General features: G+C 64.5%; 10 protein-coding genes. 7 read left to right on the forward strand and 3 right to left on the reverse strand.

Annotated elements, in window-relative coordinates; genetic code table 11:
- Positions 1 to 225 precede the first annotated feature (225 nt).
- From speB to QD172_RS01080, 4 genes are all read left to right on the forward strand, one after another.
- Positions 226 to 1,176 carry an agmatinase gene (speB, locus tag QD172_RS01065; RefSeq protein WP_077376000.1) on the forward strand — a complete coding sequence of 317 codons (951 nt, stop codon included), beginning with the start codon at positions 226 to 228 and terminating at the stop codon, positions 1,174 to 1,176.
- Positions 1,177 to 1,484: 308 nt separating this feature from the next.
- Positions 1,485 to 2,801, forward strand: coding sequence for a YjiH family protein (locus QD172_RS01070; protein WP_084209696.1), 1,317 nt, complete (start codon positions 1,485 to 1,487; stop codon positions 2,799 to 2,801).
- Positions 2,802 to 2,947: 146 nt separating this feature from the next.
- Entirely contained in the window at positions 2,948 to 4,600 is a 1,653-nt protein-coding gene (locus QD172_RS01075; protein ID WP_279854613.1) for a 5-guanidino-2-oxopentanoate decarboxylase, read from the forward strand.
- An 84-nt stretch (positions 4,601 to 4,684) separates the two neighbouring features.
- Positions 4,685 to 6,151 (forward strand): aldehyde dehydrogenase family protein, encoded by a 1,467-nt coding sequence (locus tag QD172_RS01080; protein ID WP_279854614.1) that lies wholly within the window; start codon positions 4,685 to 4,687, stop codon positions 6,149 to 6,151.
- 154 nt (positions 6,152 to 6,305) lie between these two features.
- Here QD172_RS01080 and sulP read toward each other — a convergent pair whose 3' ends face one another.
- From sulP to QD172_RS01095, 3 genes are all read right to left on the reverse strand, one after another.
- Positions 6,306 to 8,135, reverse strand: coding sequence for a sulfate permease (gene sulP / locus QD172_RS01085; protein WP_279854615.1), 1,830 nt, complete (start codon positions 8,133 to 8,135; stop codon positions 6,306 to 6,308).
- The gene (locus QD172_RS01090; RefSeq protein ID WP_279854616.1) at positions 8,128 to 9,441 is read right to left on the reverse strand and encodes an FAD/NAD(P)-binding oxidoreductase; all 1,314 of its coding nucleotides are present in this window, start codon (positions 9,439 to 9,441) and stop codon (positions 8,128 to 8,130) included. Before QD172_RS01090 ends, sulP begins: the two co-directional genes overlap by 8 nt.
- 79 nt (positions 9,442 to 9,520) lie before the next feature.
- Positions 9,521 to 10,399: an MBL fold metallo-hydrolase gene (locus QD172_RS01095; protein WP_084208568.1), complete on the reverse strand. Its 879-nt coding sequence runs from the start codon at positions 10,397 to 10,399 to the stop codon at positions 9,521 to 9,523.
- A gap of 232 nt (positions 10,400 to 10,631) precedes the next feature.
- Between QD172_RS01095 and QD172_RS01100 the strand changes: the two genes are divergently transcribed.
- The 3 genes from QD172_RS01100 to QD172_RS01110 all read left to right on the forward strand — a co-directional run bounded on the left by QD172_RS01100 (position 10,632) and on the right by QD172_RS01110 (position 14,817).
- Positions 10,632 to 12,104: a sugar porter family MFS transporter gene (locus QD172_RS01100; protein ID WP_279854617.1), complete on the forward strand. Its 1,473-nt coding sequence runs from the start codon at positions 10,632 to 10,634 to the stop codon at positions 12,102 to 12,104.
- Positions 12,105 to 12,491: 387 nt separating this feature from the next.
- A complete protein-coding gene (locus QD172_RS01105; RefSeq protein WP_279854618.1) occupies positions 12,492 to 13,493 on the forward strand; it encodes a substrate-binding domain-containing protein in 1,002 nt (333 codons plus the stop codon).
- 55 nt (positions 13,494 to 13,548) lie between these two features.
- Positions 13,549 to 14,817, forward strand: coding sequence for an ABC transporter substrate-binding protein (locus tag QD172_RS01110; RefSeq protein ID WP_103751427.1), 1,269 nt, complete (start codon positions 13,549 to 13,551; stop codon positions 14,815 to 14,817).
- The last annotated feature ends 136 nt before the right edge of the window (positions 14,818 to 14,953 follow it).

Here is a 14,953-nt window from a genome sequence, read left to right on the forward strand (position 1 = left end):
TGGCGGAAGGGTGATCCACAAATGAATCACTCGACAACCACCTCTTTAAAAAACCCAATAAAATCAATCGACTGAAAATTGGCATGGTTACTGCAATGCTGGGGTATGCGCCAAGGAGAATCGCCGGCTTTCATGACACCGTCCGGCCAGGCGATCAGGCGAACCATCACAATACCCCGCTCGCCGTCAGCGTATCGCGAGCGACTCAAGACCCTGGAGAGACAGATGAGCGAATTCAATCAGCCACTGGGCGGCAACGACATGCCACGTTTCGGCGGCCCGGCCACCATGATGCGCCTGCCGGCTCAGGAAACCGCGGAAGGCCTGGATGCCGCCTTCATCGGCATTCCGCTGGACATCGGTACCTCCAACCGTCCGGGCGCGCGTCTCGGCCCGCGTCAGATCCGTGATGAATCGCGCATGCTGCGCCCCTACAACATGGCCACCCGCGCCGCTCCCTTCGACAGCCTGCAGGTGGCAGACATCGGCGATGTGCCGATCAACACCTTCCACCTGCCCAAGAGCATGGACATCATCGAGAAATTCTACGATGAAGTGCTCAGCCACGATTGCGTGCCGCTCACCCTGGGCGGTGACCACACCGTCACCCTGCCGGTGCTGCGCGCCATCGCCAAGAAGCACGGCCCGGTCGGCCTGATCCACATCGATGCCCACGCCGACGTGAATGACCACATGTTCGGCGAGCCCATCGCCCACGGCACGCCGATTCGTCGCGCCCAGGAAGAAGGCCTGCTCGACAGCCACCGCGTGGTGCAGATCGGCCTGCGTGGCACCGGCTACTCCGCCGATGACTTCGACTGGTGCCGTCAGCAGGGCTTCCGTGTGGAAACCGCCGAGATGTGCTGGTTCAAGTCACTCGCCCCGCTGATGGCCGAAGTGCGAGACATGATGGGCGATCGCCCGGTGTACATCACCTTCGACATCGACGGACTGGACCCCTCCGTCGCCCCCGGTACCGGCACCGTGGAAGCCGGCGGCCTGACCATGCCCCAGGGCATGGAAATCGTGCGCGGCGCACGTGGCCTCAATATCGTCGGCGGTGACCTGATGGAAGTCTCCCCGCCCTACGACACCAGCGGCAACACCGCGCTGATGGGCGCGACCCTGCTCTACGAGATGCTCTGCGTACTGCCGGGCGTGCAACAGCGCGACTGAGTCGCACCGCACCTCCATTGCCAGTGAAAGACCCCGCCGGAGGGCGGGTCGCGTGCCAGGGGCCTGTCCCGTCCCTGGCACGTGAAGAATCCCCCGCGAAGACGGCAAGTCGCATGCCGAATGACCGATCAGAGCCTGACCATTACAACAAGATCAAGGTGACCCGAATGACAACCAGCATCGACCCGACGGCGGAGCACGCACCGTCCCAGCATGACTCCGCGTCTGACTCTGCCGCGACCCCAGCGGCCCGCCCGAAGAAGGACCTGATCGCCACCCGCCCGGTGCCGCTCACCGCCAGGGGGCTGATGAAATTCCTGGTGCCGTCACTGCTCGGCGTCAGCTTCTTCCTGGTGCCGTTCAGCGTTGGCGACACCATCAACATCGGCATGGGCCTGATGGCCGATTGGCTCAAGGCCACGCTCGGCAGCGCCTTGCCCGCCATCGCCGTCGCGGTGCTGTGTCTGTCGGTGATCCTCACCGGCTTCGTCAAGCTCGCCAAGCCGAACTGGGCACGTCAGGGCGCGGCACATGAGCTGTTCGATGTCGCGCCGGTGTGGTTTGCCATGCGCGCCCTCGGCGCCATCTTCGCGCTGATGACCTACTTTCAGTGGGGGCCAGCCGCCGTCACGGCGGCCTTCACCGGCGGCGTGATGCTCAATGATCTCGCCCCTGTCCTGCTGACCTTCTTCTTCTTCGCGGCCATTCTGCTGCCGCTGCTGGTCGACTTCGGCTTCATGGAATTCATCGGCAGCCTCGTGCGTCGCCCGTTCCGCGCCATCTTCAATCTGCCGGGACGCAGTGCCATCGATGCCACCGCCTCATGGATGGGCTCCGGCACCGTCGGCGTGCTGATCACCACCCAGCAGTACGAGCAGGGCTTCTACAGCAAGCGCGAAGCGGCGGTGATCGCCACCAACTTCTCGGTGGTCTCGATTGCCTTCGCGTTGCTGGTCACCAGCTTCATGAACATCAATCACCTGTTCGTGCCCTTCTATCTGACCGTCGTCATCGCGGGCCTGATCGCCGCCGTCATCGTGCCGCGTCTGCCGCCGCTGTCGCGCAAGCGTGATGACTACCACGAGCCGGTCGGCTGTCAGATCAGTGAAGAGAACCAAAGCGACTGTGGCGTGCTGCGTTACTCACTCGGCATGGCCGTCGCGCGTGCCGAGCATGCCCCGGGCCCGCTCAAGCTGGTGAAATCGGCCGGCTTCAACGTGGCGGACATCTTCCTCGGTCTGCTGCCGGTGGTGATCGCCATCGGGACCGTGGCGCTGATGCTGGCCGAGTTCACGCCGGTCTTCACCTGGCTCTCCTACCCGATGATTCCGCTGCTGGAACTGCTGCAGATTCCCCACGCGGCAGAGGCAGCCCCGGCGACGCTGGTCGGTTTTGCCGACATGTTCCTGCCGGCGGTGCTGGCCAAGGACATCGACAGCGAACTGACCCGCTTCGTGATCGCCTGCCTGTCCCTGACCCAGTTGATCTACATGTCCGAGATCGGTGCCCTGCTGCTCAAATCGAAGATTCCGCTCAAGATCTGGGAACTGGTGGCCATCTTCGTGCTGCGCACGCTGATCACCCTGCCGATCATCGCTGGTATCGCCCACGTCTTCGTGTTCTGAGCCGAGGCCAGCCCGCCGCAAGAGCGCTGTGCCACCACCAGCCTCCTGTGCCTGGGCTCCTGTTCCTTGGACTCCTTTTCCTAGGACTCCTTTTCCTCATGACTTCCGGGGGCGCCACGGCGCTCCCGTCTGCCGGATAGCCTGCCATGACCTGTGCTGAACTCCTCATCCGACTGCTGCGTGACACCTACGGCGTCGATACCGTCTTCGGTATTCCCGGCGTACATACCGTCGAACTCTACCGGGGCCTGGAGCCCGACGCCGATCCCGCCGCGCGCACCATTCGCCACGTCACCCCGCGCCATGAACAGGGCGCCGGCTTCATGGCCGATGGCTATGCCCGCAGCACCGGCAAGCCCGGAGTGTGCTTCATCATCACCGGCCCGGGGATGACCAACATCACCACCGCGATGGGCCAGGCGCTGGCCGACTCCATCCCGATGCTGGTGATCTCCAGCGTCAATCGCTCCGACACCCTCGGGCGTGGCCAGGGGCGTCTGCATGAGCTGCCGAGCCAGCAGCAGCTGGTCTCGGGCGTGGCGCGCTTCAGCCACACCCTGCTCGACCCGTCCGCGCTGCCGGAAGTGCTGGCCCGCGCCTTTGCGCTGTTCGAGGGTGCCCGCCCCGGCCCGGTGCATCTCGAGATTCCCATCGACCTGTTCAATGCCGAGATTCCACTGCCTGCCGGTCGTAGCACCCATGACGTCACGCGCTCACGCATCGGGCGTCTCGCGCCGGACCCGACGCTGATCGACGAGGCCGTGGCCCTTCTGACAGGCGCCCAGCGCCCGCTGGTACTGCTGGGCGGTGGCTGTGTCGCCGCGCCCGAGGCCGCGCGTCAACTGGTGGAGGCGCTGGATGCCCCCACCGTCACCACCATCAATGCCAAGGGCCTTCTGGGCAGCGCCCACCCGCTGGATCTCGGCGCCAATGCTGCACTGCCTGCGGTACGCGATCTGGCGCGCGACGCCGATGTGGTGCTGGCAATCGGCACCGAGCTTGGCGAGACCGATTACGACGTGGTGTTCGATGATGGCTTCGTGATCGGCGGAGAGTTGATCCGCATCGATATCGACCCCGAGCAGCTGGCGCGCAATCATGCCGCCGCGCTGGGTATCGTCGCCGATGCCAGCCTGGCGCTGGAGACGCTCGCCGATCGACTGACTGACCTCGAGGGCAGCCCCCAAGGCACAGGTCGCGGCGCGCAGATCACCGCCGCCACGCTGGAAGCCCTCGCCCTGCCGACCGACCCGGCCTTCGCGCCCTACGTGCCGCTGTTCGACACCCTCCAGCAAGCGCTGCCGGAGGCGATCTGGGTCGGCGATTCCTGCGCCACGGTCTACGCAGCCAACCACCTGCTCAGCCAGCCGGCACCGCGCCGCTACTTCAATGCCTCCACCGGCTACGGCACGCTCGGCTACGGCCTGCCCGCCGCGATGGGCGCGACCCTGGGCCGCCCGGACCTGCCGGTGATCGCGCTGGTCGGCGATGGCGGCATCATGTTCACGCTGTCGGAACTCGCCTGCGCGGTAGAAGAACAGCTGCCGGTCGTCATCGTGCTGTGGCACAACCAGGGCTATGAGGAGATTCGCCGCTTCATGGACAACGCCGGCGTCACGCGCTTGGGCGTCGACATCCAGGCCCCCGACTTCCAGCTGCTGGCCCGCGGCTTCGGCTGCGCCGCCGTCGCCATCGATTCCCCCCAGGCACTGCGGGTCGCCTTGAACGAGCGCGACGCTAGCGCCCCGCTGCTGGTGGAAATCAACGCGGCCGGGTGGCAACGCTCGATCGCCGGCTGAGTCCGACTCGGCGCATCGCATCTTTTCACAACATTGATCAATGACCGCCAGTCCCCCGTATGTCACTGGCGGCAAGGAACTCCCATGTCAGCTACCTCAATGCACAAGCTCGATCAGCAGTTCATCAACAACGAGTGGGTCAAGTCCCACGGCGAGCGCCGTCTGGCGGTCACCAATCCTTTCGAGGAAACCGTCATCGCCGAGGTGACGGCGGGGGATGCGCGTGATGTGGAGGCCGCCGTCACGGCGGCTGCCAATGCCTTCGAGGGCTGGCAGGCACTGAGTGGCGCCGAGCGTGCGGTCTATCTGGAGGCCTTCGCCGAGGGGCTGACATCTCGCCGGGAAGCGCTGGTGGAAATGTCATGCCGCAACAACGGCAAGATTCGCACCGAGGCCGAGATCGATCTCGATGACGCCATCGGCTGCTACCGCTATTACGCCGCCCAGGCACGCGCGCTGGATGCGCGTCAGGGCGCGGTGGTCGCGCATGATGTCGAAGGCTATGCGGCGCACAGCTATCAGGAGCCGGCCGGCGTGGTGGGGTTGATCACGCCGTGGAACTTCCCGCTGGTCACCACTGCCTGGAAGGTCGCGCCGGCGCTCGCCGCGGGCTGCACCCTGGTGATCAAGCCGTCTGAAGTGACGCCGCTGCCGGAACAGGTGATGGCCGAGATCGCGCTGGAAGCCGGACTGCCGGCAGGCGTGTTCAACCTGCTGCACGGCGATGGCGAGGGCATCGGCGCGCCGCTGACGCGTCATCCGCGCATCGACAAGATCTCCTTCACCGGCAGCAATGTGGTCGGCGAGAAGGTCATGCAGGCGGCGGCCTGCGGTACGCGTGGGGTGTCACTGGAACTGGGCGGCAAGTCAGCGATCATCGTGCTGGAAGATGCCGACATCGACGACGCCGCTGACTGGGTGATGGCCGGCATCTACTTCAATGCCGGGCAGATCTGCTCCGCCACCTCGCGCCTGCTGGTGCATTCGGCCATCGCCGATGATTTGCACACCGCGCTTGCCAGTCGTATCGACGCGCTGGTGCTGGGTGACCCGCTGGACGCCGCGACCCAGATGGGACCGATGACCAGCGCCCGCCAACGTGACACCGTGCTGGGCTATCTCAATGTGGCGCGCGAGGAAGGTCTGACGGCGCTGCGCGATGACACCCATCGCAGCCTGCCGACCAAGGGCTACTTCGTGGCGCCGACGCTTTACACCGATGTCCCGGTGGAGAGCCGTCTGTGGCGTGAGGAGATCTTCGGGCCGGTGCTGTGCTCACGTCGCGTGGCGGATGAGGCCGAGGCGATTCGCCTCGCCAACGACAGCGATTTCGGGCTGGTGGCCACGGTGGTCAGTGGTGATGCCAGGCGCGCCCAGCAGGTCGGCCGCCGTCTGCGTGCAGGTGTGGTGTGGTACAACAGCGAGCAGCTGCCGCTGGTACAGGCCAGCTGGGGTGGCTTCAAGCGTAGCGGCATCGGCCGCGAGCTGGGCTCTTGGGGCCTGGCGGGCTATCTGGAGGTCAAGCACATCATCGGGCCGGTACTTGATTGAAAGTATTGACTGAGCGTCTTGCCTGATCAGATGACGAAAACGCCCCGCCTCGGCAATCCCCGAGGCGGGGCGTTTTCATTCACCTTTTTACTTCACCACTTTTCCTTTGCGGCTTCCCTTCACGGCTTTCCCATGAAACCAGCGCCTTCTCCTATCAGCCGGCCGCCGCCGTCTGGCTGACCCCATCCCGTGCGCAGCACTGGCCACAATGGCTGCCGTGGATGCTCAGCGCCTGCCAGGCATCGAAGGTGCTCAGATAGATCTCGCCGCCGAGATTGACCGGCAGTTCAGAGCGCTTGAGGCGGTCCATCACCGGGCCCTTCACTTCGCTCAGATGCAGCGACACCCCGGCTGCCGTCAGGCGTTCATTGATGACCTCCAGGCTTTCCAGCGCGGAGGCATCGATCAGGTTGACCGCCTGGCAAGCCAGCACCAGATGCCTGAGCGACGGCTGCTGTGCCACCAGCGCCAGCACGGTGTCTTCCAGATAGCGCGCATTGGCGAAATACAGGCTTTCATCGATGCGCAGTATCGCCAGCTCCGGGTCGGTCTCGACCTCATGACGCTCGACATTGCGAAAGTGCTCACTGCCCGGCACGCGCCCGACCAGCGCACTGTGCGGCTGGCTGGTGCGCTTGAGATAGAGCCCCAGTGACACGAGGATGCCGACGATGATGCCGCTCTCCACCCCCTGCACGAGGGTGATGATCAGCGTGATCATCAGGGCCACCCCATCGCCCTTCGAGTAGCGGAAGGTGCGCCTGATCGCCGCGAGGTCGATCAGACTGCTGGAGGCGACGATGATGATGGCCGCCAGCGTCGCGCGTGGCAGCCACGCCAGCCAGTCCGTCAACCACAGACTGGCGAGCAGAATGCCGATGGCCGTGAAGGCCCCCGCCAGTGGCGTGGCGGCCCCGGCATCGAAGTTGACCACCGAGCGCGACAGCCCGCCCGAGATGGGCATGCCGCCGCTGACCCCAGCACCCATGTTGGAGAGCCCCAGCGCGATCAGCTCCTTGTCGGGGTCGATGCGCTGACGTCGACGCGCGGCGAGAGTCTGGGCCAGTGCCAGCGACTCGACGAAGCCGACCACGCTGATCAGCAGCGCCGACACCAGCAGTCCCGACCAGTCATTGCTGACAAGGGACGGCAGGCTCAGGGTGGGCAAGCCGCCGGGCACGCTGCCGACCAGTGCCATGCCCTGCTCGCCAAGCTGCAGGCCCCAGGCCAGCAGACTGGACAGGATGACGGCGAGGATCGGCGTGGTCTTGCACAGCATGCCCGCCGCGCTCTCGCGCATCCCGAGGGCCATCAGGCCCTGCTTGAGATGACGACGCGCCAGCGTCAGGGCGGCCCAGCAGCCCAGCCCGAGGGCCAGTGTCGGCCAATGCACGCCGGCCCCTTGCGGCAATGACAGCCACGACTCCCCCATCTCGAGCAGATTGCCGCCACTCAGGCGCAGGCCGCTCATGGGCCCGAGCTGGCTGGCGATGATCAGGACACCGGAGGCCGTCATGAACCCGGAGATCACCGGGTGGCTGATGAAATTCACCAGCGCCCCCAACCGCAACAGCCCCATCGCCACCAGCATGGCACCGGAGATGAGCGCCAGCAGCAGCGCAGCCGCGAGCATCTCGGGCGTCGAGAGCGCGCCACCATCGGCACCGCTCATGCCTGCGATGGCAGACGCCGTCATCAACGAGATGATCGCCACCGGCCCGACAGCCAGCGTGCTGCTGGTGCCGAACAGCGCATACAGCACCAGCGGCAACATGCTGGCATACAGGCCGACCTGCGCCGGCAGCCCCGCCAGCAGCGCATAGGCGAGTGCCTGCGGCACCAGCATGACACTGACGATCACCGCCGCCAGCAGATCTCGCCCGAGGCTCTGGCGATCATACTGGGCAAGCCAACCCGCCAGCGGCAGCCAGCGGGCCAGCGCGCCGCGCGAGCGTGTGTTGGTCAGCTCGGGCGGCTCAGACATCGCGTGACGCCGGACGCGCCAGCCACTCATGGCCCTTGAGCATCAGGTTCCAGTAGATGAACGGCAGGCCACGTGCCTTGAGCTGCCAGGCCAGGCGCGTCGGACGGGTACCGTCATTGAGCCACTTGGGGAAGGTCGGCTGCAGCTCACCGCCGTAGCCGAATTCCGCCAGCACGATGCGTCCGTTCTCCACCGTCAGCGGGCAGGAGCCATAGCCACGATAGCCCGCCGCCAGCGAGTCGCCGGCCAGGGTCGCGAGCAGATTCTCCACCACCACCGGCGCCTGCTTGCGCACGGCCGCGGCGGTCTTGGCGTTCGAGGTACCGCTGATATCCCCCAGACCGAAGATGTCGGGATGGGTGATGTGCTGCAGGGTCTCGGGTTCAAGCTCCAGCCAGCCAGCGGCGTTGGCAAGCCCCGAGTCCTTGATCAAGGCCGGCGCCTTCTGCGGCGGTACCACATGCAGCATGTCGAAGGACTGCTCGACGATCTGCGGCTCACCGCCTTCCTCGGCCGCCGCCACCTCGAAGCGCGCCGTCTGCGCTTCCCCATCCACAGCGATCAGACGCTGATGGAACTGCACCTCGATGCCATAGCCCTTCACGGCCTCTTCCAGCGCAGGCACATAGGCCGGCACGCCGAACATCACCCCACCGGCGTTGTGGAAGGTGACCTCCAGCTGACCGAGCACATCTTCACGCTGCCAGTGATCGCAGGACAGGTACATCGCCTTCTGGGGGGCGCCGGCACACTTGATCGGCATCGGTGGCTGGGTGAACAGCGCACGACCGCTGCGCAGGGACTGCACCAGCTGCCAGGTATAAGGCGCGAGATCATAACGGTAATTGGAGGTGACGCCATTCTTGCCCAGGGTCTCTTCGAGGCCTTCGATGGCCGCCCAGTCCAGCTCAAGCCCGATGGCCACCACCAGACGCTCATAGCGAAGCTTGCGCCCATCCCCCAGCGTGACCTCATGCGCGTCCGCGTCGATGCCCACCACGGACTCACGATACCAGTGCACGCCCTTGGGCATCACCGTGGACATCGACCGGCGAGTGGACTCCGGGGTGAAGATCCCGCCGCCGACCATCGTCCAGCCCGGCTGATAGCTGTGCTGCTCCGATGGCTCGACGATGGCGATATCCATGCCGGCCTGACGCTTGAGCAGGCTGGCTGCCACGGCAATCCCGCCGGCCCCTCCTCCCAGAATCACCACCTTGTGGGCATTGGGGGGCACCGTGACGGTCGTCTCGCCCCTGGTTGCTGGTGACGGTGATGAGGCTGAATCGCTGGCGGGATTGTTCATCCGTGACTCCTTGAAAAGAAAATGGGCATAGACACGTAAGAAGTCTACGTCATTTATTTACCTGTGCAGGCGGCGAGGGTCAGAAACGATTGAGAGGAATCTTGAGATAGGCCTGATCATTGGCGTCCTCAGGCGGCATCTGGCCGGCCCGCATGTTGACCTGGACCGCCGGCAACATCAGGCGCGGCATGCCAAGCCCGGCATCACGCTTCGAACGCATGGCCACGAAGGCCGCTTCATCAATCCCGGTGTGCACGTGGATATTGTGCTGGCGCTGCTCCCCGACCGTGGTCTCACAACAGAAGCCCTCGCGCCCTTCGGCGGAATAGTCGTGACACAGATACAGGCGGGTGCTGTCAGGCAGCGCCAGCACCTTGTGGATCGAGCGGTACAGGGTGCGCGCATCACCGCCGGGGAAGTCACAGCGCGCGGTGCCGTAATCGGGCATGAACAGCGTATCGCCGACGAAGACGGCGTCACCGATCACATAGCTCACGCAGGCCGGCGTATGGCCCGGAGTATGCAGCACGCGGCATTCAAGCCCGCCGATGGCCAGGCTGTCGCCCTCTTCCAGCAAGCGGTCGAACTGACGTCCGTCACGCGCGAAACCCGCCTCGGCCGCGAAGATGTCCGCAAAGATGTCCTGCACCTCACGGATGCGTGCCCCGATCGCCAGCTGGCAATCAAGCTTGTCTTTCAGGTAGGCGGCGGCCGACAGGTGGTCGGCATGGACGTGGGTCTCGAGAATCCATTCCACCTCCAGCGACTCGTCCGCGATGTGGGCCAGCAGGGCATCCGCCGACTGCGTGGTGGTGCGGGCTGCGGGGTAATCGAAATCCAGTACCGGATCAATGATCGCGCAACGCCGGGAGTGCGGGTCACGCACCAGATGCGTGAAGGTATTGCTGTCTTCGTCGAAGAAGCTCTCGACATGGGGCTGCAGTGTCGGGGTTGCCATCCTTCGGCCTCCTGAGTCAATCAAGGTGAATGGACCTCAGCCTACGCCTGTCCGGGCGCGAACGCAAAAATAGAATAACGATAAAACCATTTGGAATAACGGTAGCACCTAATTGATAACCTATTGATATCAGCCATCAAAAAAGGCACGTGACGGTGCCTCGGATATCGCCAGGCGCGCCTCTCACCCTAAGGTATAGCGGATAAACGATATCGCTCACGTTAGGCTATTATTGTCAGGTGACACGATTCACCTATACACTCTTGAACGATTAACCTCCGCGAATCGCTGTCTTTCCTTCACGCCTCATTGGATGAGCTACGCCATGCCACGCATTCTTCAATGGTCGATCACGGTCGCTCTCGCCGGCTTCCTGTTCGGCTTCGATACCGCTGTCATCTCAGGTGCGGACACCTCTCTGCAGAGCCAGTGGGGTCTCAGCGACCTCATGCACGGCCTGGTCATCATGTCGATGGCACTGTGGGGCACGGTCATCGGTGCCATCTTCGGCAACTGGCCGACAGATCACTTCGGCCGCCGCGCGACCCTGATCGGGATCGGGATCCTCTATCTGGTCTCGGCGCTGGGCTCGGCGCTGGCCACCGACCCCTACCTGTTCTCGTTCTTCCGCCTGCTGGGGGGTCTGGGTGTCGGCGCGTCCTCCGTGGCAGCGCCCATCTACATCTCCGAGATCGCCCCCCGCGAGCGCCGGGGCGCGCTGGTCGGGCTCTACCAGTTCAACGTGGTGTTCGGGATCGTGATCGCCTTCGTCTCCAACTACTTCATCGGCTTCATGGACGGCGAGAACTGGCGCTGGATGCTGGGGGTGGAAGCCGTGCCGGCCGCGCTCTATCTGCTGATGATCTGCAAGGTACCGCGCAGCCCGCGCTGGTTGATCCTCAAGCGCAATGACGAGGCGGCCGCCGCCGAGATCATCCGACAGATCAATCCCAAGGCCGACATCGCCGAGGAAATCGCCATCATCCGTGGCACCGAAAGCGAGGAAAGTGCCAAGCAGCACACCCGTCTGTTCGCCTGGCGCTATCGCCTGCCGATCCTGTTCGCCTTCCTGATCGCGGCCTTCAATCAGCTGTCCGGCATCAACTTCATCATCTACTACGCGCCGCGCATTCTGGCCGAGGCGCAGTTGGAATCGAGCGCCGCCCTGCTCTCGACGGCCGGAATCGGGGTCATCAATCTGGTCTTCACCATGCTGGGGATGTCACTGATCGACAAGCTGGGCCGCCGCACCCTGATCCTGATCGGCTCGGCCGGCTATCTGCTGTCGCTGTGCCTGATCGCCTGGGCCTTCCATCTCGAGGACTTCTCCGCCATGGGCGGCTATGGCGTGCCGATCCTGCTGGGCGTGTTCATCGCGGCGCACGCCATGAGTCAGGGCACGGTGATCTGGGTATTCATCTCCGAGATCTTCCCCAACAAGGTCCGTGCCATGGGCCAGTCCTTCGGCAGCTCCGTACACTGGATCTTCGCGGCCCTGATCGCGCTGCTGATGCCCACCATCCTCAGCCAGTTCAGCGGTGGGCCGGTATTCGCCTTCTTCGCCTTCATGATGCTGCTGCAGCTGATCTTCGTACTGTTCTTCATGCCCGAGACCAAGGGTGTCTCGCTTGAGGAACTGCAGGGCCGCCTGGTTCGTCCCACCCGACGCGAACAGGCCGCAGCGCTCGAACCCCAGAGCCGCTGACCCGCGACGGCCCGCCTCTCGGCTGACACATGCCATCCCCACGACGCCCCGCTCTGCGGGGCGTTCTCGTTGCTGCCGTCTTGATTGCCCTCTTCAGCTCCCTCGTCAGTATCTTCTTCAGTACCCTCTTCAGCCCCCTTGAGTGCCCTCTTCACTGCCCGGTTCACTGCCCGGTTCACGATGCCGTGAAACGTTCAATCAGCGTGTCATCAGCGCCAACGTAACAGGCAGGCGCAACGTCTGAAAATTACGAATCATTACCGACATATCCTTTGGTATCGAAAGCATTGCGGGGGCGCCAAATTTAGTGAAATGATCCATCCGAAACGTTTCGGAAGATGCTTTCCAGCGATTTCACGCCCAGACACCTTGCCAGAGGCTTGCACCATGCCACCGAAGATCACGCTGAAATATCTCGCCACTGAACTGGGGCTCTCGGTGACCACCGTCTCTCGCGCCCTGGGGGGGTTCGAGGATGTCAGCGTAGCGACGCGTGAACGAGTCCAGGCCTTCGCCAACGACGTGGGCTATCAACCCAACCAGAGCGCACGCCGCCTGAAGACCGGCCGCACCTCCTCGGTGGGCTACATCATGAACGGCGCCCAGGGCGACTTTCGTGACCAGTTCAACACCCGCCTGCTGGTGGCGCTGGGGCAGGCACTGCACGATGCCGCACCGGAGCACGACCTCATCGTCACCACGGTGCCGGAAGACCGCGACGAGCTGGAGACCTACAAGCGTTTCATCGATGGCGGCAAGGTGGACTCCTTCGTGGTGGCGCGTACCTGCATTCAGGACCCGCGCGTCGATTTCCTGCTCGACAGCGGTGTCCCCTTCATCACCCACGGTCGCACCGGCCGCGCCGACGAGCACGACTGGGTCGACATCAATGCCGCCGATGGTTTCCTGCGCGCCACTCGCCATCTGATCCAGCAGGGACATCGCAACATCCTGTTCCTCAACTTCTTCAGCGATCTCTATACCGCGGTGGAGCGTGAGACCGGCTATCTGCAGGCCATGCGCGAGGCCAGCCTCGCCCCCAGCTCGCGCCATTGCCCCCACGGTTACGCCAGCGCCTATCAGATCGCCAGAGAGGTGCTGGCGAGTGCCGATGCCCCCACCGCCTTCGTGTGTGCCAGCGACATCTTCGCCTACGGGGTGATGGAAGCCGTCAGCGAGAGCGGGCGGGCGCCCGGCCGGGATATCGCCATCATCGGGGCGGACAACCTGCCACCGCTGATGTACCAGCAGCCCAGCCTGAGCACGCTGGACATCTCCTTCGAGACCGTAAGCCAAGCGCTGATCGAGCTGGTACTGGCCCCGCGAGAGGGTGTGCCACGCCACCGCTGTTTCGATTACGAGCTTCTGCTGCGCGATACCACTGGCTGACGCGCCGCCCGTGAACGCTGCCTCTTCATCCCACTACCCGCCCCGGGAGACACCCATGCGCAAGATGCCGACCGCCCTCGCCGTGATGGCACTGTTGGGCAGCACCTCCGCCCTCGCTGACCTCACCTTCTTCAGCACCCAGGCAAGGCCGCTGGAAGAAGCCCAGCAGATGCGCGAGATCGCCCTGGCACCCTACGCCGAGTCCATCGATTACATGCCGCAGGAAACCGGTACCTTCCTGTCACGACTGGAGGCGGAGAAGTCGAGTCCCGAAGGCGCGCTGGACCTGCTCGGCGGCCTGCATGGCGAGCTGGGCTCGCTGACGCCCGGCATTCTCGCGCCACTGGATACGCTGGCAAGCACGCTCAAGGACAAGGGCATCAGCGAGCAATACCTGACGCTGGGCAAGCTGGGCGGCGAGCAGCAGCGCTACATCCCCTGGATGCAGGCCACCTACATCATGGCGGCCAATCGCAAGGCGCTGCCCTACCTGCCCGAAGGCGCGGATCTCGATGCACTGAGCTATGACGAGCTGCTGGCCTGGGGGCGCAATCTCGAGACCGCCACCGGCCAGCCCAAGCTGGGCTTCCCGGCCGGTCGCAAGGGGCTGATCCACCGCTTCCTGGAAGGCTATCTCTATCCCTCCTTCACCCATTCGGTGGTGCGCGAGTTCCGCAGCGCCGATGCCGTAGCCATGTGGCAGAAGTTCCGCGAGATCTGGGCGGTGACCAATCCACGCTCCACCGCCTACGGCTTCATGCAGGAACCGCTGCTCAATGGTGAGGTATGGGTGGCGTTCGATCACACCGCGCGCCTCAAGGATGCCTTCAACAAGCGTCCCGATGACTTCGTGGCCTTCCCGGCGCCGGCAGGCCCCAGCGGTCGCGGATACATGCCGGTGGTGGCAGGGCTGGCGATGCCGGCCAATGCCTCCGACCCCGCAGCCAGTCGCAAGCTGATCCGCTATCTGATGACGCCCGAGGCCCAGATTCGCACTCTGCGCGCCACCAACTTCTTCCCCGTGGTCACCGCTGAATTGCCCGATGATCTGCCCGCCAGCATTCGCATGTCCGGCAAGGCGGTGGCGACACAGTCTTCCGCCGAGGATGCCGTGCTGTCCCTGCTGCCCAGTGGCCTGGGGCAACAGGCGGGCCTGTTCAACAAGATCTACCGCGATGCCTTCGTGCAGATCGTGCTGCGCGACGCCGACATTGAGGAGACGCTGGATATTCTCGCGCCGCGCCTGCAGACGCTGATCAACAAATCAGGCGCAGGCTGCTGGCTGCCGGACACGCCCAGCGACGGCCCCTGCCCGGTCAAGTAATTCGCTTACTCGAGCCGTCGCTCGACAGCACCGACAGAACGCAACACTCGCAACACTTGCAACACAAGCAGCAGCAACGGCACCCCTCGACGGGTCGCCATGACGGTACGCCAACCCCTGTCATGCCGACCCGGTG

The sequence above is a fragment of the Cobetia sp. 10Alg 146 genome (genome assembly GCF_029846385.1).
GTDB classification, from domain to species: Bacteria; Pseudomonadota; Gammaproteobacteria; order Pseudomonadales; family Halomonadaceae; genus Cobetia; species Cobetia marina.